11 protein-coding genes are annotated in these 22862 nt (G+C 68.2%); 7 read left to right on the top strand and 4 right to left on the bottom strand.

Annotated elements, in window-relative coordinates; genetic code table 11:
- Positions 1-12 precede the first annotated feature (12 nt).
- Genes pglX through ACWDEX_RS21305 form a run of 4 tightly spaced genes read left to right on the top strand, consistent with a single transcriptional unit; the run spans position 13 to position 11316 of the window.
- Positions 13-4299, top strand: a complete 4287-nt coding sequence (gene pglX / locus ACWDEX_RS21320) for a BREX-6 system adenine-specific DNA-methyltransferase PglX (RefSeq protein WP_450465262.1) — start codon at positions 13-15, stop codon at positions 4297-4299.
- Positions 4296-7223 (top strand): BREX-6 system phosphatase PglZ, encoded by a 2928-nt coding sequence (gene pglZ, locus ACWDEX_RS21315; RefSeq protein ID WP_450465261.1) that lies wholly within the window; start codon positions 4296-4298, stop codon positions 7221-7223. Before pglX ends, pglZ begins: the two co-directional genes overlap by 4 nt.
- The gene (gene brxD / locus ACWDEX_RS21310) at positions 7220-8545 is read left to right on the top strand and encodes a BREX system ATP-binding protein BrxD (protein WP_450465260.1); all 1326 of its coding nucleotides are present in this window, start codon (positions 7220-7222) and stop codon (positions 8543-8545) included. The genes pglZ and brxD overlap by 4 nt, the downstream gene beginning before the upstream one ends.
- Positions 8542-11316 carry a DEAD/DEAH box helicase gene (locus tag ACWDEX_RS21305; RefSeq protein WP_450465258.1) on the top strand — a complete coding sequence of 925 codons (2775 nt, stop codon included), beginning with the start codon at positions 8542-8544 and terminating at the stop codon, positions 11314-11316. The genes brxD and ACWDEX_RS21305 overlap by 4 nt, the downstream gene beginning before the upstream one ends.
- Before the next feature lie 200 nt (positions 11317-11516).
- Here the strand turns inward: ACWDEX_RS21305 and ACWDEX_RS21300 are convergent, their stop codons facing one another.
- The 4 genes from ACWDEX_RS21300 to ACWDEX_RS21285 all read right to left on the bottom strand — a co-directional run bounded on the left by ACWDEX_RS21300 (position 11517) and on the right by ACWDEX_RS21285 (position 16458).
- Positions 11517-12881, bottom strand: a complete 1365-nt coding sequence (locus tag ACWDEX_RS21300) for an AAA family ATPase (RefSeq protein ID WP_450465256.1) — start codon at positions 12879-12881, stop codon at positions 11517-11519.
- Positions 12878-14389, bottom strand: coding sequence for a hypothetical protein (locus tag ACWDEX_RS21295; protein WP_450465254.1), 1512 nt, complete (start codon positions 14387-14389; stop codon positions 12878-12880). The genes ACWDEX_RS21300 and ACWDEX_RS21295 overlap by 4 nt, the downstream gene beginning before the upstream one ends.
- Positions 14386-15504, bottom strand: a complete 1119-nt coding sequence (locus tag ACWDEX_RS21290; protein ID WP_450465252.1) for a hypothetical protein — start codon at positions 15502-15504, stop codon at positions 14386-14388. Before ACWDEX_RS21290 ends, ACWDEX_RS21295 begins: the two co-directional genes overlap by 4 nt.
- Positions 15505-15582: 78 nt before the next feature.
- Positions 15583-16458 (bottom strand): hypothetical protein, encoded by an 876-nt coding sequence (locus tag ACWDEX_RS21285; RefSeq protein WP_450465251.1) that lies wholly within the window; start codon positions 16456-16458, stop codon positions 15583-15585.
- Positions 16459-16594: 136 nt separating this feature from the next.
- Here ACWDEX_RS21285 and ACWDEX_RS21280 point away from each other — a divergent pair, with 136 nt between their 5' ends.
- From ACWDEX_RS21280 to ACWDEX_RS21270, 3 genes are read left to right on the top strand one after another with little or no spacing between them, the layout of a single operon-like run.
- On the top strand, positions 16595-18232 hold the full coding sequence (locus ACWDEX_RS21280) for a PD-(D/E)XK nuclease family protein (RefSeq protein ID WP_450465249.1): 1638 nt from the start codon (positions 16595-16597) through the stop codon (positions 18230-18232).
- Positions 18229-19404 (top strand): pPIWI_RE_Y domain-containing protein, encoded by a 1176-nt coding sequence (locus ACWDEX_RS21275; RefSeq protein WP_450465248.1) that lies wholly within the window; start codon positions 18229-18231, stop codon positions 19402-19404. Before ACWDEX_RS21280 ends, ACWDEX_RS21275 begins: the two co-directional genes overlap by 4 nt.
- Positions 19397-22834: a pPIWI_RE_Z domain-containing protein gene (locus ACWDEX_RS21270; RefSeq protein WP_450465246.1), complete on the top strand. Its 3438-nt coding sequence runs from the start codon at positions 19397-19399 to the stop codon at positions 22832-22834. Before ACWDEX_RS21275 ends, ACWDEX_RS21270 begins: the two co-directional genes overlap by 8 nt.
- Positions 22835-22862 lie beyond the last annotated feature (28 nt).

The raw sequence follows: 22862 nt of genomic DNA, 5'->3' as shown, positions 1-22862 counted from the left end.
ACGACCATGCCCATGACTACCGACGCCAAGCGCGCGCTCTCGACGACCATCCGGTCTCTGCGTGCTCGCTTGCTCGAGGACCTCCACGCCGCCACCGAGACGGCCTACCGGCTCTCGGTGCACGCCCGCGACGCAGGGCTGGACGAGGTTGCGCGCGCCCGGCGAGGCCGCCTGGAGGCGTGGGTAGCCGAGCAGCTGCGAGCACAGGGCGCCGCCAACGCCAAGGGAGACCGGTCCACGGATGACTTCCGCCGCGAGGCCGAAAAGCAGGCCGCCTACACACTGCTGAACCGGCTATTGATGCTGCGGCTCATGGAGGCACCGGGACCCTCGGGCGAACCGCTTCGCGCGCCCGCCGTGGTGACCGAAGGCTGGGAGAGCCGCGCCTACAGGGACTTCCGGCAGCTCGCGCCGGGGCTCGTGCGTGGCGATGAGACCGAGGGCTACGCCTTTCTGTTGCGCCTGGCCTTCGAGGATCTCGCCACCGAGCTGCCCGGCCTTTATGGGCCAGCAGGGGTGGCCGACCTTGTCCCGGTTCCGGCGGCGACACTGCGTCATGTCGTCGACGCCCTCAACGCTGAGGCGCTCGAGAGCTGCTGGACCGACGACATGACGCTCGGCTGGGTCTACCAGTACTGGAACGATCCCGAGCGCGAGGCGCTCGACGACAAGCTCAACGGCGGCGGCAAAGTCGAACTGCACGAGATCGCCAGCAAGACTCAGATGTTCACCGAGCGCTACATGGTGGACTGGCTGCTCCAGAACAGCCTGGGGCCGATGTGGTTGGCCATGTGCCAGAAGCACGGGTGGACGCCCGAGGTTCAGGCCGACGGCACGCTTGACCGCCTGGAAGAGCGGAGGGCCGAGTGGCGTGCCAAGCGCGCGTCGCGCGAGGTCGCGCTCACCGATCTGATGCCGCTCCACACCGACGCTGAACGCCGCTGGGCCTACTACGTGCCGCAGCCGATCCCCGAGGACGCCGTGGCGCAGGCGCCCGAGACCGTGCGCGAGTTGAAGCTACTCGACCCCGCGGCCGGCTCGGGGCACTTCCTGGTCGTGGCGCTCGACCTGCTCGTGGCGCTCTACCGAGAGGAATCCCGGCATCGGGGCGAGGCCGACGAGGAACGCTGGTCCGAACGGGCCGTCGTCGAACGCATCTTGTCTCACAACCTGCACGGCATCGACCTGGACCCGCGGGCGGCGCAGATCGCGGCCGCCGCGCTGTGGCTGAAGGCCCGGCAGGTCGCACCCGACGCCCGGCCCGAGCGGCTGAACCTGGTGGCGTCGAACCTGCGCCTGGCGAGCCTGCCCGACGACGACCCAGTGCTCATCGAGCTGCGCCGTGAGGTGGAGCGCGAAACCGGCATCCCGGGCGGACTAACCGACACGCTGATCCACGCCCTGCGCGGCGCCGACCATCTGGGCAGCCTGCTCAAAGTGGACACAGCGGTGGATGAGGCCTTGGAGCGGCACGAGGCTGTGCTTGGGCGGGCGGTAGCCGAGCAGGGTGACCTGTTCACCGACTTCAGGCCTCAGCCCGAGCGCGTCGCCATCGGTCGCGACGAGGCCAAGGCCACCCTGCTCGACCTGCTCGAGGGCTTTCTGGCGAAGCACACAGGCGGCGATGACCTCGGTCTGCGGCTTCGCGGTGAGCAGCTCGCGGCGGGTGTGCGCTTCGTGCGGCTTGTGCGCCAGGGGGCCTACGACCTGGTGGTGGCGAACCCGCCGTACCAGGGCACGAGCAAGATGGCGGACACGAAGTACATCGAGAAGACATACCCGCTCGGCAAGGCAGACCTCTACGCGGCGTTCCTGCTGCGTGGGCTGGAACTAGTGCGCGACGGCGGCGTGTCGGCGATGCTCACGATGCGGAATTGGATGTTCATCAAGCAGTATGCAGGGCTGCGGGAACGCATCCTCAGCAACTTCGACGTGCGTGGGCTTGGTGACTTCGCGGTGGGTGCCTTCGACGAGGTTCCCAACGACCTGTTGAGCGTCACCGCGAGTGTGGTTCACCGGTCGACACGCCGACCGGAGCCCGGTATGGCCCAGCAACCCACGCCATCAGATGATACGTCCTACGACCGGGCGCGAACCCGACGGAAACGTGCGGCCACCCTCTGTCACGAAGGCCGCCGCACCTTCGACCCGGCCGCGCTGAAGGTCGTGCCAGAGTGGCCGCTGGTTTATTGGTGGGAAATCGACTTCATAAGGCAATACGCAAGTCTCGCGAAGCTGGCTGATGCTGCACCAGTGCGGAATGGGTTGTCCACACAAAACAATACCCGATTTCTTCGTCTGGTGTGGGAGGTGTTGCCGTCTCACCTCTATCTTGGGATGGATGCCTTGGATCCCTGCCCTCGCGCGACTTGGGCCCTATACATCAAGGGGGCAGAAGGACGAGCATGGCTTGAAGACGCTAGGGATATAGTGCGCTTCTCGCGCTTCGGCATGGAAGTAAAGATCTTCAATGAGGAGCTGTACGGGTCATACTCTCGAACAGTCAAGAACGAAGTTCACTACTTCGAGAAAGGCGTCGCGTTTGCACTCATCGGTAGCGGGTTCACCGCAAGAGCCCATCGGTACCGCTCGATCTTTGGACACAAGGGTGCATCCGTGTTTCCGGGTGAGCATAATCTCGCTTCAACCGTCTGCCTTTTGAACTCATCACTCGCGCGATCCGTACTTTCGTCACTCAACCCAGGAATGGATTTCCTTGTTGGGGATGTGAATCGACTTCCCCTATTCCCCGTGGACGACGCTGGCGCCATCTTCGCGCAGGTCGAGGCGGCATTCGCAACCCACGAGTCGCACCGCGAGCCTTCCGTCGAGTTCAAACACCCCGGCCCCTCCCCCTGGCGCTATGCCCAGGATTGGGCCCAGACTGCCGTGGACCGCCCTGAGGGCGAGCCGCTCCCCGATTACATCGAACAGCCCGACAGTGAGTTCCCCGCCGACCACCTGAGCTTCGCCTTGGGCGTGGCCCTCGGGCGCTTTGATTCTGTGGGAAAGGGGGTGCTAGACCCGAGCATCGCCGACGTTTCCCAGACCCTGCCGCACGGCGTCCTCTTCCTCGACGGGACCCTTGACGCCGAGGACCGCCGTGACAGCCTCGGCCACCCCGCCGCAGCGCCCTTGCACGCCGCTTGGAGCGAGTACGGCCTGGCCATCGGCACGAAGCGAGGCCTGCGCGATTGGCTGGCCCTCGACTTCTTCAAGGACGTCCATAAGGGCATGTATGAGAACCGGCCCATCCACTGGCCGCTCTCCTCGCCAGACAAAACCTTCGTCGCCTGGGTAAACATTCACCGAATGAACGAGCAAACCCTGCGGGTGCTGCTCGCCGACCACCTCGTGCCGACGCTCGCCCGCCTCGACGGAGAGCTCTCCGATCTGCGCTCCGCCCGCGACAGCGCCGACAAGAAGGCTTCCCGCGCCGCCGAGCGGCAATACGACCGGGTGCTTAAAACCAGAGACGAACTGCAAGCCTTCATCGCCGACGTCGAGCAGTGCGCCGACCGGGGCGCGCCGCCGACCGACAACAAGTGCCTGCAGCGCGAGCAGGATGCTCGCTACGCGCCTAGCCTCGACGACGGCGTGATGATCAACTCCGCTGCGCTGTGGCCGCTGCTCGACCCGCAGTGGAAGGACCCCAGGAAGTGGTGGAAGGAACTCGCCACCGCGCAGGGCCGCAAGGACTATGACTGGTCCCACCTGGCGATGCGCTATTGGCCGACCCGGGTCGACCAGAAGTGCCAGCAGGACCCGAGCCTTGCCGTCGCCCACGGCTGCTTCTGGCGCTATCACCACGAGCGCGCCTGGAGTTGGGAGCTGCGACTTCAGGACGAGGTAGGTCCGGACTTTAAGATCGAGGAGGCCCCCTACCGGCTCGGTGGATGCGACCTTGGTGACGGCGGCGACCGCCCCTACCGCGACGCCCTCCTGCGCGACCACCCGGCCAAGGCCCTCGCCGCCATTGAGAAGGAGGCCGCGCGGCGCATGGGACGTGGCAAGAGCAGAAAGCTCGTACCCGAAATGCGCATCCTTGAGACGGGTCTTTGGTTGGCCCACGCCGAGGCCCTCTGGGAGATGGAGCTGCGCCTGGCCGAAAAGCAGGGCGCCGAGTTCCGCATCCTCGCCCCCGATGAGCCCGAGGCTCGCGCGGCGTTCGAATCGCAGTACCCCGAGAAGGTTCGCGCGCGCAAGGACTTCCTTGCCGATCTCGTCCCGCCCGTCGAGCTTTTTGAGAACGAGGACGCCTACGACGACGCTGAGACGAGTGAGGAGAACGACACGTGACCACGGCAGCAGCACCCCAGTCATTGGCGGCGGGGCTCGGCGGCCCCGTGTCCGTGAGTCTCGAAGCGGACCTGCGCTTGTGGGTGCGCCGGCAAGGTGTTGTCGTGTGGCTCGACCAGGCCGGGCACTACGGAGCGTTTGTCGACCGCCTCCAGGCGTTGTGTGACGCCGGTGCGCTGCCTTACGAGATCCACGCGTTCCGAGGGAGTCACCTGGCGCTGATGATGGCACTCGACGGGGTCGCCGCAGGAACGGAAAAGGTACCGCTAGTCATCCACCTGCCGGGCTTCACCGAGGAGACCGTGCGACAGACGCCTCTCTTCGAGCTATACGCGGCCGGCGCGAGGTACCGGAAGGCGCTCGACACCCTCGTCACCGAGGCCGCCGCGGGACGGGTGCGCCCCGAGCAGATCGCCTCCTTCAAGTCGCAGCCCGACATGACGCTCGCGGGGGCCGACGCCTGGCTGAGCGCACTCCTGGATGACACCGAAGGGGGCATCGCGGCGCAACTCCAGGCCATGAAACCGACGGCCGTGTTCGATGACCTGCTCACGGGGGGATTCGTCGCCGGACGAATCGACAAGCTTGGCGACGAGGATGCGCTCTGGGAACGCTTCGGCGCTTGGGTCGGCCTGCCTGGTTCCTGGCGCGACACCACGCTTCCGCCCTCGCGGCCGCGCGCCGAGGATGTGGCGTTCGTCGCTGCGAGTTGGGCGCTCTGCGTGGAGTACGTGGACGATCTGAAGCGTGCGCCGATCAGCGAACACCTGGCGCGGGTCGCCGACCTGCCGCGCCCGGTCATCGAAACCTGCCGCACCGTGGCGGCCCATCTCCGGGAGCACCGCGCGGGCTTCTACCAGCGGACGGCAGACGAGACCGAGGCATTGCTCGCCGATGAGGTCGACGCGGCCCGGGCCGAAGACCTCGGTAAGGTCCACACGTTCCGGTTCGAGGAGGACAAGGTTCTCAAGGCGGCGCTGGCTGCCCTCGATCGCGCGGCCTACGACCTTGCCGCCGACTGGTCCGACATGCGGGTGCACCCCAAGTCGACGAGCACGTCGTTCTGGCTTCGAGATGATCCCACGAGGCAGTCCGCCTGGCAGCTCGTCCGCGACGCGGCCCGTCTGGGCCAGACGATCGCGCGTGCGGGCGAGCGAATCGGGGTCGGCACGAGCGACGGTGGTGGCCTCGAAGCCGCCGTGAGCGCCTACGTCGAGCGCGGCGCCGCCGTCGATCAAGCGCATCGACAGTTGGAGCAAAGGCGGATGGCCTTGCTCTACCCACAGCTTCCCGAGTTCGAGACCCTGCGGACGCGCCTCGACGGGATGCGCCGCGCCTGGCGCGTGTGGGCCGATGCCTGGGCGCGCGAGTTCAACGCGCTCTGCAAGGCACAGGGCTTCCTCGCAAGCGCTTCGCAACAGCAGCGGATGCTCTTCGACGAGGTGGTCAAGCCGCTGACCCAAGAAGCAGGAACGACCGCATACTTCGTCGTCGACGCCCTGCGGTTTGAGATGGGCGAGGAGCTCTACCGCCAGATGGAAGGCACCCCGGCCACCACCGTGCTGCTCAAACCCCGGCTTGCCGAGCTCCCCACCGTGACTGAGGTGGGCATGAACGTGCTCGCGCCCGTTGAGAAGAACGGTCGTCTGCGCGTTTCGATGGCGGGCGACTCCGGAAGGGTTCAGGGCTTTCAGACGGGTGAGTTTCGTGTGTCTGACCCTGAAACGCGCAAGCGGGCCATGCACGACCGGGTCGGCGGTGGGACGTGTCCATGGCTCACCCTCGAAGAGGTGGTCAGCCGCGACAGCACCTCGCTCAAGCGCTCGGTTACGCAGGCACGACTGGTCGTCGTACACAGCCAGGAGATCGACAACGCCGGCGAGAAAGGTGTCGGCCCCGCCGTGTTCGACCACGTCATGCAGAAGCTGCGTGCCGCTTGGCATCTGCTTCGAGACGCGGGCGTGCGTCGGTTCGTCTTCACCAGCGACCACGGCTTCCTCTTGCTGGAGGACAGTGTCGCATCCGCCCAAGCCCACGGTCGTCGCATCGATCCGCAACGAAGGCATGTTTTCTCACCAGTGGCGGCGGATCACGCGGGAGAAGTCAGGGTCGCGCTGGCGGACCTCGGCTACGAGGGAGTGAACGGGCACTTGATGTTCCCGGAGACCACGGCGGTCTTCGATACCGGCCGACGGTCCATGAGTTTTGTCCATGGCGGCAACAGCCTGCAAGAGCGCGTCATTCCGGTGCTGACCGTGGTGCATCGCACGGCGGCTGGTGGGAGCAGCGTGGAGTACGGCATAGAAGCCGAGGCCAGCGAGGGCGTGGCGGGGATGCACTGCATCGAAGCCAAAGTCGAAGTCCTCGCGCAGCGGTCGTTGGACTTCGGAAGCCCAAAGGATATCGAGCTCGCGCTGCGGGTCCCTGACGCCGAGGGCGTACAGGTCGAGCTTTGCCAGACACGCGGCAAGGCGCGGATCGCGGGCGGGGTGGTCGTTGCGACCGTCGGTGAACGCTTCGAGCTCTTCTTCCGGCTCTCCGGAACCGTCGACGCGCGAGCGCTCATCGAGATCTACCATCCGAGCGCTGTGGCGGACGTGGTGCCGTGCGTACCGGATGCTCGCTTCGCGGTCACGGCGACGCGGGGGCTGGCGTCACCACCATCCACACCAGCAGCGGGCATCGGGGCGGGCAATGCGAGCTGGTTGGAGCAGCTCCCCGAGTCGGGGGTCCGGCAGGTATTCGAGCACCTGGCGGCGCATGGCACGGTCACGGAGAACGAGGCCGCCGTGATGCTGGGCGGCCCGCGTGGCCTGCGGCGCTTTGCCCTCCAGTTCGAGGCATATGCTCAGAAGGTCCCCTTCGGCGTGCGCATCGACGTTGTGGCCGGAGTGAAGCGATACGTACGTGAGGGAAGCGGATGAGCACCCTGACCCAGAAGGACGTCGAGCACGTCTTTGAGTCGCTGCGCAAAGGCCTGGTGCCCGAGCGGGGAATCGACGCGTTCGCCGTCGGCATCGAGAAGCAACGCGGAGAGCTGCATCGACAGCTCGACCTGGCGAGGAGTGGCGAGGGCACCGTCAAGTTCCTCCGCGGAGGCTACGGTTGCGGCAAGACGTTCATGGCGCGCCTCGCGCTGCTGGATGCGCAGGCTCGGGGGTTCGCGACTAGCTTCGTCGTGGTCTCCGATAATGATCTTAAGTTCCATCGATTCGACGATGTCTATCGCAAGGTGCTGACCGAGCTCGGGACTGCGTCGTGCTCGCGAGGAGCCCTGGGCGACGTCCTTGACCGGTGGATTGGCCGCGTGGAAGAGAGTCTCGTCGCGGCTGGAGAGGACGACTCGGACCCCGCCTTCGATGCCAAGGTGCAGAAGCGCCTCGACGAAGACCTAGCGGCCATGACGGGCGGTCAAGCGCCTCAGGACTTCGTTCGCGTCATTCAGACCATCTTTGAGCTGAAGCAGAAGGGAGATGTTGCGGAGGCAGGAGCTCTCATTTCCTGGTTGTGCGGCAGCGGCAACGTTGCTGCATCGGCCAAGAAGGCCGCAGGTATCAAGGGGGACATTGGGAGCCGCGATGCCCTCGACTACCTGCGGGGCGTGCTCGAGATCGTGAAGGCTGCCGGGTACGCAGGGCTCATCGTCGTCATCGACGAGGCCGAGACCATCCTCCGCATGCGTTCGGACTCGCGGCACAAGTCGCTCAATGGGATTCGGCAGATCGCTGACGCATCAGGCTCCTATCCGGGTTTGTTGTGGGTCTTCACGGGCACGCCTGAGTTCTTCGACACGCGGCATGGCGTTGCTGGCCTCGAGCCGCTCCACGAGCGGATCAGATTCCTGAAGCAGGGCCGCTTCGCTAGCTTGCGACAGGCCCAGCTCGAGCTTGTCCCCTTCGACGCCGATCGGCTTCGGTCGGTCGCCCTTCGTCTCCGCGAGCTGTTCCCCACATCGGACCGTGGCCGCCTCGACCAGAAGATCAGCACGTCCTTCGTGGAGCGGCTGGTGGCGGAGGTGACCGCGGGCTTCAAGGGTGACGTCGGCGTGGTGCCGCGCCAGTTCCTGCGCGAGTTCATCACCCAGCTCGACCTGGTCGAGGAACATGCGGAATACGAGCCCATGTCCGAGTATGGGTTTCAGGCCAAGGAACTCAGCCCTGAGGAGCAGCATGTCCTCTCCGCCGCCTCGCTCGTTGACCTCGACGACGAGGCGGAAGGGCTCGTGCCAGCCGAGGATGTGTGGTGAGTGTCTTCGCCCGCTTCGCACCGCGCCTACAACAGGCGATCGTTTCCCGGCTCGGTTGGTCGAGCCTGCGCCCGGTGCAAGAAGAGGCGGGCGAGGTACTGCTTGCCGGTGACAACGCGGTCATCTTGGCACCCACCGCCGGTGGCAAGACCGAAGCGGCGATTTTCCCGACCCTTTCTCAAATGGTCGATGACGAGCCGGAAGGGGTAGGCGCACTCTACGTCGCGCCCATCAAGGCGCTGCTGAACAACCAGGCTGACCGACTCGGGCTCTACACCGAAATGGTCGGCCTACGGCGCTTCGTGTGGCACGGTGACACGCCGGACCACCCCCGCCGCCAGTTTCTCAGAGAGCCAGCCGAGCTCTTGATGACGACGCCGGAATCGCTCGAAGTGATGCTGGTGTCGCCGCGAGTGGATGAGAACAAGCTCTTCGCCGATCTACGAACCGTGGTCATCGATGAGGTCCACGCGTTGGCCGGTTCCGACCGAGGCGCCCACTTGATGAGCGTGCTCGAACGCCTGGCACGCATCTCCAAGCATGACATTCAGCGCGTGGGACTGTCCGCGACCGTGGGCAACCCAGAGGCAATTCTGACATGGGTCCAAGGCACATCGAATCGGCCGGGACGCGTGGTCAACCCTCCAAAGCAGCCAGGACGTCGGCAGCTTCTGGTTGCCCATCGCCAGGATCTCGCAGAGCTCTCCCGCGACGCGGCGCGCGTCGCGACGGGGCAGAAAAGCCTGTTCTTCTGCCAGTCCCGCTCAATGACGGAGGCGGTCGCCGAATACATGAGGCGCGCCGGCACCGCCGTGTTCGTCCACCACAGCGCAGTGTCTCGGGAAGAGCGCCAACTCGCTGAAGAGCGTTTTCACCACGGCAGCGACGCCTGCATCGTGTGCACCTCCACACTAGAATTGGGCATCGACGTCGGCGACCTCGATAGGGTCCTGCAGGCGGAAGCGCCGGACACCGTGAGTTCGTTCCTACAGCGCATGGGGCGAACGGGCCGGCGAACGGGGCAAGCAGCCAACACCACTTTTTTCTGCGCGACAACTGAGGGCGTACTACAGGCCATCGCCCTGATCGAGCTGGCCAAGGCCGGCTGGGTTGAAGCGGTCGAGGTAGAGCGCCGTTGCTGGCCAGTGCTCATCCATCAGCTGCTCGCCATTGCGCTTGCGAGCGACGGGATCGCCGCCGACGACGCATGGGAGCACCTGGCGCGCGTACCAGACTTCCAAGGAATTCGCCGGGCCGAATACGACCGACTCTTGAAATGGATGGTACGAGACGGCGCATTGCGGCTTGTAGGGGGCCGGCTAGTCCTCGGGCCTAAAACGGAACGTCGTTTCGGTTGCAAGAACTTCATGGAGCTCTTCGCAGTCTTCTCGAGCCCGCAGACCTACACGGTACAAACTGTCGGCGGCCAGCCCCTGGGCTCTTTGAACCAAGCCTTTGTTGACCGACTCGTCGACGGAGCCAGTAGCTTCCTGCTCGGAGGACGCGCATGGGCCGTCCTTCGAGTACGGCACGACGACCGCCGCGTGATCGTCGAAGCGGCTCCACGTGGACGGCAGCCCACGTGGGGAGGCTTCCTCCCGCAGTTTCTCGGCTTTGACGTCTGCCAGCGCATTCTGTCGGTGCTCCTGAGTGATGAGCGCTACCCATACCTCGACGATGCGGCATGGGCGGTACTCGCCGAGCATCGCGCTTGCATGCGTGGGGTCATCATTTCCCAGCGTGGAGGCGTGGAGTTCAACGATGGGGAGATTCACTGGTGGACCTTCGCGGGAGGACGTATCAATGCGACGCTTCGGTACGCGCTCGAAGCAGTCGCGGGAGATTGGAAGATCATCCCTGATAATTTCTTGATTAAAGTGCGGGGTGAGGATATTGATAGGCACCGCTTCCGCGACGCGCTCACCAAGCTGGCGGAGCCCGAGTTCTGGGAGAATGACCGCCTCTGGGCAGAGGTCGCCGAATCGCTCCCGAGCTACCGCCTCAGCAAGTTCCAACCGCTGATGCCGCCGTGGGTCGAGCGCGAGGTGGTCGCCGGCTACTTGCTCGACGTCGGCGGTGCCTGGCGATGGCTTTCGGGGGTCGAAGCCAGTCGACCTCGCTTGCCCGATGGCGTTCGGACTTTGACGCGTGGTGACGCAGAGCGTGTCGCCCAGCTTGAGGGGGCACTAGCGGAGCTGCCCCTCCTGCGTCGAGAGAATGATCGACCGCTGATCTGGGTACGCACGCTGCCGCAACTTAAGGCAGCGGTCGACACGTTGGTGTCCGAACCGGTTGTCGGCCTCGATGTCGAAACCACGCTCGCGAATCGCACACTTTGCCTGATTCAGGTGGCGGGTCGCGAGGCGACCTACCTCATCGACGCGCTAGAGCTTCCCGATCTGGAGCCTCTCGGCCAGCTGCTCTCGAGCGCCGAAACGACGAAGCTGATCCACTATGCCTCATTCGAGCGTGAGGTCCTCGGCCGGCACGGTTTCGCCTTGGATGCCGTGCTGGATACGCGCGACGTGTCGATTCGGCTCCGCCGCGCCGCCAGGGGCCACAGCCTTCGCGAAGTCTGCGCGCGTGAGCTCGGCATGGAACTCGATAAGAGGGAGCAAGCCGGGGATTGGACCCGGCGACCTCTCACCGAGAGCCAGGTGACCTACGCCGCCCTCGACGCCGAGGTACTGCTTCGTTTGCACGCGCACTTCGAGGCGGTTGCACGCACTTCTGCAGCTCGTCGCCCTGCAGCCGGATCGGAGACTGGGTAGGCGAGTCGAAGGTTCCGCCCGGGAACCCGTTCGCCGGTTGGCTGCCCCTGCTCGTCCAGTTCCCAGGGCCAGGCCAGCTCCGCGTACGGCGAATTGATGATCGGGTTCTCGATCACTGCCATGCTCTAGATATCTCCCGCACGTCACATCTGCGTGGACCGTACAGCCTGCCACTGGCAATGACCCCATTCGTCCCGTGATCACGTCGCGCGCACCCTGTGCTCCCCCCGCTCCAGATGCCCCATGACCACCTGATGCGCCCGCCACCCGTCCGGGAACTTCGGAGGCACGTCCAGGTACACAGGGCTGCTCCGCGGATGCCGGTCCAGGAGGTCGCGGATGCCGGCGCGGGCTACCACGATGCAGGCGAAGCGGTGCCGGGAGAGCAGGACGCACAGGCGGCCCGTCTCCAGGTGGAAGGCGGAGGCGTCCTGGCGGCCGGACAGCGGGTGCCAGACCAGGGTGACGTCGAACTCGCGGCCCTGGAGGCGGTTGGCGGTGTCCACGGTGATGCCAGTCAGACCGCGGGCGGCGAGGCGGGAGCGGACCGTGTCCGCCTGCACGGTGCGTGCCGTGCCGATCGCGATGCGGTCCGCGGTCAGCGGCTCCCCGTTGACCAGCGCACCGCGCTCCAGCAGCCGGGCTGCCGTCGCCACGAGGGCATCCGCCACCTCCGGGTCTTGGTCGAGGGTGTGGCGGGCGGGGAGCTCTAGGTGGCCCCAGCCGGAGTCGGCGGCCCGGGCCAGGACGTCGTCCAGCGGGCCGGAGCCGTGGGACAGGCTGGCGTACGACAGTACGCGCTCCGGTGCTGTCGTGCCGGGGACGAACTGGTAGAAGGGGTAGAAGGCCTGCTCGACCAGGGGTGCCGCTGTCTCCGGAAGGCGCCAGGAGACGGGGAGTTGGTGGCGTACAAGGTCTGGGTTGTGGGCGAGGGTGACGTCGACCGCGTTGCGAAGGGGGTCCCAGGTCAGGCCGTGCCAGCGGTCGGTCTCCACGGTGGCGAAGGGGTCGAGCTGTCCGGGGTCCCCGACGAAGAGGACCTGCGAGTCGTCCTGGGCGAACAGCGGGGCTGTCGCGAGCAGCCCGTCCGAGCGCATCTGGTACGCCTCGTCGACGATGGCCCACCGCCACGGCGCGCACTTGTCCGGGGTGACGAACGACCACTTCTTCGCGGTGGACACCACGACGGGCAGGTCGCGCAGGTCCGTCACCTGGCTGCTCCCGGTGACGTTGGGGTGCCGGGTGACGCGGGGCGGGAGGATGTGGCCGCTGGCGTGGAGGCGGCCGAGAGCCAGGCCGGGATGCTCCCGCGCGATGCGGTCCACCAGGTCGTCGACCTGCTCGTTGGTCTGCGCGACGATCATGAGCTGGTGACCCGCGGACGTCAGGTGCCCGGTGGCCTTCACCACCAGCGTGGACTTCCCGGCACCGGGAGGCGAGTCCACCACGACGCCCCGGCCGGGCGCGGTGTCGAGACTGGTCAGGATCCCCGTAACTGCCCGGTCCGCGCGTTCGCCGGGGGTGAGGGCTTCGGGCTCCCCGGTATCGGGAAAGAGGGCGGTCACTCCCAGGTCTCCTCTGCGTCCTCGTCGGTGGGTTCGTACGGCTGCGGCGGACCGCCGTGGGTCCAGGGGGTGTTCTCCTCGTCCGGCAGGGCGGACGGCATGGCCGTGGGGTTGAGCGTGGTGTACGTCAGCTCCTCGCCGGCCTCCGCGAGTGTGCCGGCCGGTGCCGGAGGCTTGCGCTTGTTCGCGAAGCCGCCCTTGAGCTGGAGCACCACGGTGTGGCCGCCATCGTCTTCCTGCCGGACCTCGAGGATCCGGGCTCCTTGGCCGGGCCGGGCGGGGGACTTCACCTCCGTGCCGACCGCGAGGCCGATGCGGTTGTCGGTGCGGAGCGTGATCGTCGGGCGCCACACCTGGGAGCCGGGACGGGCGCCGGGGAGGAAGCGGTCCTCGTCCCTGGCCGTCACCGTGCCCGTGAACGCCTCGCCGATCAGCTCGTACTCCGCCATCACCAGCGGGTCGTCGTACGCGCGCTCCGCCTCGTAGCGGGCGACCGCGTCCTCCAGCCGGGCCAGGCGGCGGGCGGCTCGGACGGCCTGGTCGCGTCGGGCCTGCGGGCGGCCGTCGGCGTCCAGGTACTCGGCGTACTCGGAGAACCAGCGCCGGTCGAGGGACCAGCGGTCGGGGACGTGGGCACCCTCAGGCAGATTGCGGAGCAGCTCCACGCCGCGCCACATCAGCCGCCAGGTGGGCAGCATCTGGCCGATCAGTTCACGGTCGATCTGGCGGCCGACCGCCTCGCGTCCGCGGTCGTCGGACGCCTCGTCGTAGCGCGTCATCAGTTCGTGGAGAGTCCGGTCGAAGACCGGGTCCGTGGACGGACCGGCCGGCGGCCACATAGCAGGGTCCTCCGCCTCCCGTGCTGCCCGCGCGCCGTCGCTGCTCTCCGGCGGATCGATCCAGGCGAGCAGGGATGCGAGGTGGGAGTCCTCGGAGGGGCTCTGGCCCGTGGCCCAATGCGCGGCAAGCAGCCGGGTCATCGCGAGGAGCACACCGGAGTTCGGGAACTCGGCCAGGTCCGCGAACCAGGTCAGCCACTTGCCGAGGGCGGGCACGGACGAGTCGACCGCGTACGGCCCCTCGGTGGCGCGCAGTCTGGTCAGTCGGCCGAGCAGGCGCACGTACGCGATGCCCTCGCCGTTCGGCACGAGGAGCTGCGGGGCCCGCTGGTAGCGCAGGCGTTCCTCCTTCTCCTTGCCGCGGCCGACGGTGTAGGGCTCCGTCTCCGTCCGGCACCCGTCGATGTACGCGAGGAGGAGTGCGGCGAGGCGCTCGGCGAACCGGAAGCGTTCGGCGCGGTCGCGTGGCTGGCGGACGGTGAGGAGGGTCGGGTGTTCGGGGTCCGTACCCGCGAGCGCGGCCAGGGGTGCGCACGCCTCGCCGGCGAGGGTGAGCGGCACCAGGACGAACGGCTTCTCGTCCAGGTGCTGGTGGCGGACGGTCGTCAGCGGTTCGGCACGGCCGGTGCGGGACGCCGTGAGCGCCGCGACGGTGGACAGGACGCTCATGCGGCCCCCCGGCGGAGTCGGCGCAGCAGGTCGGCGGCGCGCAGCAGGTCGGCGGCTTCCGTCTCGGCCTCGCCGGGGGCGGCGACGCCGTCCAGGTAGTCGAGCGCGGTGCGGGTGGAGTCGATGCCCGGCAGGTCGTTGCGCACGCCGCTGCCCAGGCGGGCCGGCGAGGCGCATCCGTCGGCCTCGTCGCGGCAGTAGCGCGCCATTTCACAGAAGGACAGGCAGGAGGGCGTGTACGACGCGTCCAACGCCTCTATGGAGGAGGAGAGTTCGTCCGTGCTTCGGCTCGTGTCCAGGGTCGCCGCCTCGGGGAGTTGGGCCGCTAGCTCCTCGGCGCGCCGCAGCCGCGAGAGCTGGAACTGGAGGGCGTCGAGTTCCTGTCGGAGGTCGATCAGGCGGCCGTAGGGGCGGTTGGAGAAGTCCTTGGGGCAGACGAGCAGGAACTCGTGGGAGATCTGCTCGGTGGGCAGGCCGGCGGTGTCGAAGGCGCGGCACAGGGCGAGGACGTACACCGCGGCCTGCTTGGCCGCCTCGGCGACGGCGCTCGGATTGGCCTGGCCGTCGATCGCCGCGAACGAGCGGATCAGGACGACGTAGAACTTCCCCCCGATGCGGTGGGTGAGTGCGTCCGGCTCTAAGTACGCCGTCTGACCGGCGACTTCGAGGGTGAGTACGGGGCGGTCGAGGATGAGCCGTACGTCCTGGCCGGAGGCCACGTGCGCGATGAGGCGGCGGGTCTCCCGCTCGCGCACGTGCAGGGCCGTGTTGCCCCCCACCTCGTTGAGGTCGGTGACATGGGCCTCTGCCACGGGGACGGAGAGCTGCTCGCGCAGCAGCCGGATGAGCTCGGCGTAGCCGCCCCACTTCACGAGGCCGTGGAACGCCTGTTCGCGGGCGAGGGCGAAGGGTGACTGGCCGAAGCGCGCCTCGTATCCGACCTGCTGGGCGAGCAGCGCCTTGTCCACCCCGGCGGCGTCGAGGACGGCGCGGCGGGCGCAGGCGGGATTGGCGGTCAGGGCGGTGATCTTGCGAGCGGTGTACGGCTGAGGGGGCTGCGGTCCACGCAACCGCGCGAGTCGGCCGTCGGGAGGTTCGGACTGCTGCGAGGGCATCGTCTCTACTTCGGGAACGTCTTCGGGAGCTCACCGGCGTGCGAGGCGTCTGACGTCATCGCCGTCGGGAAGGGGTCGTCAGGACAGGGTCCCACTCACATCGCGTAGGGCGTCACGCATCGGTGCCGCACCGAACAATTGCTGTACGTCCGCGAGTTGGGTACGGGCGCGCTGTGCGGCCGCTTGCCGCTGCTGATCGTCCTCCTGCTGGTGGACGGCCGCTTCGGCGTGGGCGGCCGCGATCACGCGGGCGGGGTCGGGTTCCGGGGCCGCGGCGTCGTAGGCGCCCGGGATTGTGAGGGCGAAACGGCGCAGTAGCCGCCAGGCCGCGTCGGGGGCCGGATGCCCCGCGGTGGTGAGTCGCTGGATCTGCTCGGCGGTTCCCACCGCGTGGGTGAGGAAGTCGGCGCGCGGGCTGAGCGGGCCGATGATCCGCCGTTCTACGGGCCAGGTGGACAGGGCCAGGAGTCCGCGTGCGGGGACGAGGCGGTCATGGGTCAGCGCCGCGCAGATGTAGTAGGGGCGGGCATAGCCCTGTGCCGTGAAGGAGCGCTCCTCGTCGCGGCGGAGGGACGCGAGTTTGGTGGCGACCAGCGCCTCGGTGAAGAACGCCTCGTACGTGGACGAGATGAGCTTCGGGGAGGCAGGGGCGCCCAGCAGGGTGAGCGCCTGGTGGACCTGTTCGCGGATCGGGATGGAGCCGTGCGTCGGGCGCTCCTTGCGGCGTGGTGCGCCTGTGGTTGCCGACGCCTGCGGGGTCGGGGGCTCAGTCAGGAGCACCTGGCCGTCCGGCCCCGCCTCGGACTCGAGGGCGTGCTCCCACGCAGCCTCGGCCTCGCGCAGCGCGCGACGGATGCGCGCGGTTTCGGCTTTGTCCCGTGCGCGCACAGCACCGCGCAACTCGGTGCGCAGGTGGGACAGGCGCTGCTCGAGCTCCTCCAGTGATGCCGCCATGCGGGGCAGCTTAGCGCAGGAGCCAACCTATGCCAAGAAATTCCAATGAGTTCCAATGTTTTCTGCTACGGTCGAATGCGTCGGCGCACCCGGCCGGTCCAAAGGGTGACGTCTGTTCCGAGACAAGGGGGAGGCAATGAGTCACGACACGGCATGGCGCAGGCCGCACTGGCTGACGGGGGACGACGGCCTCGTGCGAGTGGGGCCCGGTACGGGCGGGAGCGAGGAGCACACCTGTCCCTCGCACGCCGCCGCCAAGGCCCGGCCCGGTCTGTGGCCGGCCCGGCGTCTCCGGTTGCCGAAGCCGGAGCTCGAGACATTCACCCTCGGGCCGGTCATGGACGCTGTTGACCGGGTCGAGTTCCGTGGTGAGACACCCGACCAGGCTCTGGCGGGGCTGCGCTCCCGCACCCCCGCCCTCCACCCCGGTCACCTGACGTATGCCGAGCACGCCCTCCGTGCGTACCTGGGAGCGTGCGCCGACGACGGTGAGCAGCGGCTCCAGCCGGTCCGTCCGTACTGGGTGGCCCAGCGGGAGAACGGCAAGTTCTGGGAGATGTACGCCTGGTGGCGCCGGTACGAGTCGGCCGGCGGACGACTGCGCGAGTACCGGCGGCTACGGCACGGCGAGGCCAAGGATTCCGAGCCCGGCGAGATCGCCATCGCCGCGTATGTGGCCGTTCACGGGCGCCAGGCGCCCTGGCCTCGGAAGTGGGCCCGCGCGTTCCAGCCGTACGGACCCGCCACCCGGCCCGAGCGGGTGCGTGTAATCGAAGTCGGGCTCGCCGACGGACAGCCGCGCGTGCAGTTCGACGGGACGGCCGAGGAGGCCGAGGCGTACTACGCCGAGCACGGGCATGCGCACGTGACCCGTGTCGTGGCGGGCGGCAGGCCGATACCCGGCTCGTCCTGTGTCGACTGCAAGCAGTTCACGGGATGCGAGACCGTGCCGCGCAGGCCCGGCGTTCTCGGACTCTCCTCGACGGTGGCACCGCTGAGGAAGGTGTCGGTCAGCGATCTGCGCTATCACGCGGCCTGCCCCGCACAGGGATTCCTCCGTGCCCTGCACCTGCCCAAGTCCGATGAGTACGGCAGCTCGGCCAGGCTCGGCCAGGCGGTGCATGGCTGGATCGAGAAGCTGCACCGACGTCCGGGATGGCCGCCGTGTGCGGCCGGGGACATGCCCCCGGAGGGCGAGAACTGGACAGAGGGACGCTGGCGGGTCTCCGACGAGGACGCCGCGACCGGTCGGGACATGCTGCTCCACCACGTTGACGCCTGTCCCTTCCAGGACGCCGCCCTCATCCAGCGGGTCGAGCCCGAAGCCCTCCGAGTCGTCCACGACACCGCGGCGCAGGCCGTCGTCATCGCCAAACCCGACCTGCTCTACCAGGAGGACGGCTCGTGGGTGTGGCGGGAGCTCAAGACGACACGGAAGCGGCGCCGCCACTACGAGGACCTTCTCGACACCTACCCTCAACTCGCCCTGGCGGTCACGCTCCTGGCGCAGGGTGCGCTTGGCGGCGATCCGGACGGCTCGCGCGTCGAGGTGGAGATCCTCCGGCCGGACGGTTCCGATCCGCACGTGATCGACCCGACGGACCCCGGCCGGCAGCGGAAGGCGCTGTCGGTTCTGCGGCGGTACGCCGGTCCGTGGCGGGAGGACCAGACATGGGGCGCCCGCCCCGGACCGCATTGTCGGTCCTGTCCGGTATCACGGTGGTGTCCGAGCGCCGCGCCCGACGGCGCCGTCGCGGGAGAGGGGGAGGCGTGACCACGACCGACATGCGGAACGCACGTTCCGAGGGCGTTCTCGGAACGGATGAGGGGCTGCTTCGCCAGATCGCCAGCGCCCTGGCGTGCCTGTCCCGGCAGAGGACCGTGCCCAACCCGGTCTACTTGGCGAAGGTGCAGAACGCGTACAACCGACTTGTCCTGCACTCCCTGCGCCGGGGCGAGGAACCGCCGGGCAGTGTGCCGCAGATGGTCCGCTGGGCTTACGAACGACCCTTGATCAACTGGCCGTTGGAGCTGCCGCCCGAGAACTTTCCGGGCACGGCCCTGCTCGTCGATCCGGAGACCCGGCTGCCGCACCAGCTCTGCCTGGAGTGGGAGGTGAGCGCGGCCGACCCGGCCGCCGAGCTCTTAGAGAACGAACGCATCCGGGACGCACTCGCCGTGTGCCGCGCCGCCAAGGCCCCGCAGGCGTACACCGCGTTCCGGGCCCTGCTCACCTCCAGGCCCGTGCTGACCGGCGCCGAGCTGGCGCTGCTCGGCGGCGATCCCGACTGCGGGATGCTGCTGCACGACGTGATCAAGCACTGCTACGAGGCCGTGCCCGCCTCCTACCTGCGGCGCGGCACGTACCGACAGTGCGCTCGTTGCCGCTGCCTGATGGTGCCGCTGCTGCACGGCGGCCACCGATGCGAACTGGACCGGTGCCGCCGCGATGGCACCTCGGACGAAGGCACGCCGCTCCGTGCCGACAAGGGCGGGGTCTTCCAGCTCAGCCGCCCCCTGCGGATGTTCATCACCAGCCCCGGGCTCGCGGAGACCGATCTGCAAGCGGCCCTGGAGAAGAAGTTCGGAATCACCGCCGAGATGTGGCCCAACTACGACGCGTACGACCTGCGCGTCCCCCTGCCGGGGCGACGGCACTGGGCGGTGGACGTCAAGGACCGGGTGAACCCCGTTCTCCTGGCGCGCTCCCTCACACCGTTCAGGAACGAGCCGCCGTACGACCGGGCGTTCCTCGTCGTGCCCCGCTACCGCTTCCGTGACAACGAGGCGTATGGGCGGCAGTTCCGCCGCAACCTGCCGAAGGACCTGGCCGACCGGGTCACCCTCCTGGACGACCAGGCCTTCCTGCGGCTGGTCGCCGATGAGATCTCCGTCCCGCGCGACAAGGCGGGGGACCCGCGTACCGAAGGAGGACGCCGTGCGTGACCGTAGGGGATGGCACCGGCGCTGCTCACCTCAGCAGCTCACCGAGGTGTGGCCGGCGAACCTCGGCAGCTTCCGCCCCGGCGACCTTCTCGACGTCGAACTGGGCCTGTACCTCCTGCAGGACGTGACGCCCACCCGCACGGCCGCCGATGTCTGGCCGCTGCTGGGCGGTTACCCGTACAGCGAGGTGTTCGGAGACGTCCGCACCGACGAACAGCGGCTGCGCGTGCTGCGCGCCCGCCACTACCTATGGGACATGCGGCGACGGCACGCCTGGTCGGAGGCGCTGGCCGACTACCTGAAGGTCCCCCAGCACCTACGCGGATACGACATCGACGGACCCGGCTCCGTGGCGCGCCGTCGCGAGACTTCGCGCGCCCCACGCCGTTTCGAGATCTTCGAAGAACTGCTCAGCACCCCTCCGCGGTTCGCGACGCGGTCCATTCCGTTCGCCGAAGAGGGAGAGCACACCTTCCGGGTGCAGGACCGTAACCACTCCGTGGTGTTCGACGAGGAGCTGCTGACGGACACCCTGCCGCGCGCCCATGCGCTCGACGCACCACCGGCCGGGCACGGAGAGCCCGTCGACGTCACCTGGGAAGAGCTCGAAAAGGCCGCCGACGAGATGGACGCCGTCGAGGCGACGGCGCCGGAGGGGCCGCGCAACGGCTGGGCCGGGCGGCTCCGGCGGGTGAAGCTGCTCGTGCGCGACGCGGAACTCGGCCGCTTCACCGAACAGGGACGGCTGAGAATCGACCGGCTGCTGCACCTCGTGGGGATGATGGGAGCCGGCAAGTCCACCCTCCGGGACATCCTGACCTACCACCTCGTGACCCGGACACCCCGCCGGGTCACCATCGTCGTCGGGGACGTGGCCGAGACGCTCGCCGTGGTGGAGCAGTTCGACCGGCTCGGTGTACGGGCGGCACCGATCCTCGGGCACTCCACCAGGGAGCGCAACATCAACCGGCTGCACCGCCGCACCGCCACGGCCGGCGCCGCCACCATGCTAGGGCACGACCACGCCGGCTTCGCCTACCTCAGCAGCGCCTGCCCCGTCGACGTGCTGCGCGGCCTGGAAGCCCGCCGCCCGCTCGGCGTCCGTGAGGCACCGTGCATCACGCTGTACACCGTCCCCGAGCAGGAGGCCACGGACGGCGATCCCCTCCTCTACGAGGAGAGCAGCACGCAGCGTGATGCACAAGGCCCGAAGCCGCAGCGGAGACTGTGCCCGTTGTGGAACCGCTGTCCGCGCCACCGCGGGGCTCGTGATCTGGTCGACGCACAGGTGTGGGTCGCCACCCCGGCCGGTCTGGTGCACAGTTCCGTCCCGCTGCACCAGCACCAGGAACAGCTCCGGTACCTCGAGCTCGCGTGCCGGCTCAGCGACCTGATCATCGTCGACGAGGCGGACCGGGTCCAGATGCAGCTCGACACGGCCTTCGCGCCGGCCAGCACTCTGGTGGGCAAGGCCCCGAACTCCTGGTTCGACGAGGTCGCCGTCCACAAGTTCCAGCAGATGGCCCGGGACGGGCGGCTCCAGCTGTCCGCCCGTGACGTCGACGACTGGACCAACGCCGTCAACACGGTCAGCGCCGCCACCGACCGCCTCTTCGCCCTGCTCGTCAAGGACGACAAGCTCAGGCGGTGGATCAGCGTCGACTACTTCAGCGCCTTCACCCTCCACAACCTGCTGCTGGACAGCTGGTTTCCGGGGCGGAAGGAGGGCGAACGCCCGCCTGCGGCGGCCCGGACGCTGGACGGTGCGCTCGGCCGGTTCCGCGACGACCCGCTGCACGAGCAGCAGAGCACGGGTGACGACGACGAAGTGACACCCTTGGTGAACACCTTCGTCCACCTCACCCTGGAGCTCCTGCACGCGCCTCAGGGAGCACGGACGCGTGAGAGGCTGCGCGACACGCTCACCGACATCGTCGGAGACGACAGCACAGTGCTCGCGGACGCCGACCTACAGGCCCGGCGCTTCGAGTTCACCCTGCTCCTTTCCGCCCTGCACAGCCGTCTTGACTTCATGACCACGCTGTGGCCGCGCGTCGAGGCCGCCCTCAATCTCGAGAGCGCCTCGAACGTGCTCTCCCGCAGACCCCCCAAGGACTACGAGGCGGTCATCCCCGAGTCGCCCATGGGTAACGTGCTCGGCTTCCAGTTCCGCCACGACGACCGTGAGCGCGATGGTGACCGCAGCGGTGAACTCCGCTTCTTCCACTGCAACGGCGTGGGCCGCGAACTGCTCATGCGGCTCGGCGACCTGTGCGCCGTGGACGGCCGTCCGAGCCCGCACGTCCTGCTCATGTCCGCGACGAGCTGGGCGGGCACGTCGAGCAGGTACCACGTGCACGCCGAGGTCGGTGCCGTACTGCGTCCTCACGACGAGGAAGTCGAGGCCGTCCTGGGTAGTGAGTTCCGCAAGGAGTTCCTGTACTGGCCCGGAAACGACCGGCCCAAACCGCTGCGCCTGTCCGGCTGCGACCCCGAAGAACGGCCGCAGGCCCTCCTGCACATGCTGCACCAGCTCGCGGTGCCCGACCGGAGCCTGCCCGACGCCGAGAGCATGCTGGACGCCGAGCTGAAGGAGATCGACGATCCGGACCGCCGCCGCATCCTGTTGCTCGTCGGCAGCTACGACGAGGCACGCCGGGCCGCCGAATACCTCAACCAGATCCCCGAGTGGAATGGCCGCGTCACCCGACTCGTGTCTGACGACGCGGACTCCGACACCGCCTGGACCCGGCTGCCGGAGGATGCCGCCGCACGGACCCTGCCGCGCGGTGACGTGAAGGCCTTCCCCTCGGTCGGCGGCGACATTCTCGTCGCGCCGCTGCTCGCCGTGGAGCGAGGACACAACATCGTGTTGCGCGGTGGCAAGGCGGCCATCGGCACGGTCTACTTCCTGGCACGCCCACACCCTCGGCCCGACGACATCGCGCTCGCCATCCAGTCCATCAACGACTGGGCCGTACGCCAACTCCGGGATGCTGACGGGTATTTCCGGCAGAACGCGCTCGCCGCCGCCACACCCGACCAGGCGGCGGTGGCGTTCCGTAGCCGCGCACGCCGTCAGTGGAACCGCTTCCTCACCCGGCGGCTGGCCTGGTCCAGCCTGCGGGACGAGGAGAAGGCGGCGTTCACCTGGGACCAGCTCGTCGTCATGTGGCAGGTCATCGGTCGTCTGGTGCGTGGCGGCGTGCCGGCCCGGGTGGTCTTCGTCGACGCGGCATTCTCCCCCCGAGAAGCCGGATTCCAGGACGCGGACACCGCCGACACCAGCCTGCTGGCGAGTATGCGTGAGGTGCTCGCCCCCTACTTCGAGGACGGGAACACGGCGGAGCGGGACCCCGCCCCGATCGACAAATCCCTCGTACGTGAGCTGTACGAACCGCTCTACCGAGCCCTGGTGGACATGGGCTGACGGCATCCGCCGCCACACCGCACCGCAT

The organism is Streptomyces sp. NPDC001020 (assembly GCF_053599115.1).
The sequence above is the reverse complement of the archived record's forward strand: the minus strand, read 5'-3'. Positions and strand labels throughout refer to the sequence as shown.

Excerpts from the sequence above, each read along its gene's own strand:
- ACWDEX_RS21295 (WP_450465254.1), bottom strand. The coding sequence starts at position 14,389 with ATGAGCGTCCTGTCCACCGTCGCGGCGCTCACGGCGTCCCGCACCGGC.
- ACWDEX_RS21280 (WP_450465249.1), top strand. The coding sequence starts at position 16,595 with ATGAGTCACGACACGGCATGGCGCAGGCCGCACTGGCTGACGGGGGAC.
- ACWDEX_RS21285 (WP_450465251.1), bottom strand. The coding sequence starts at position 16,458 with ATGGCGGCATCACTGGAGGAGCTCGAGCAGCGCCTGTCCCACCTGCGC.
- ACWDEX_RS21290 (WP_450465252.1), bottom strand. The coding sequence starts at position 15,504 with ATGCCCTCGCAGCAGTCCGAACCTCCCGACGGCCGACTCGCGCGGTTG.
- pglX (WP_450465262.1), top strand. The coding sequence starts at position 13 with ATGACTACCGACGCCAAGCGCGCGCTCTCGACGACCATCCGGTCTCTG.
- brxD (WP_450465260.1), top strand. The coding sequence starts at position 7,220 with ATGAGCACCCTGACCCAGAAGGACGTCGAGCACGTCTTTGAGTCGCTG.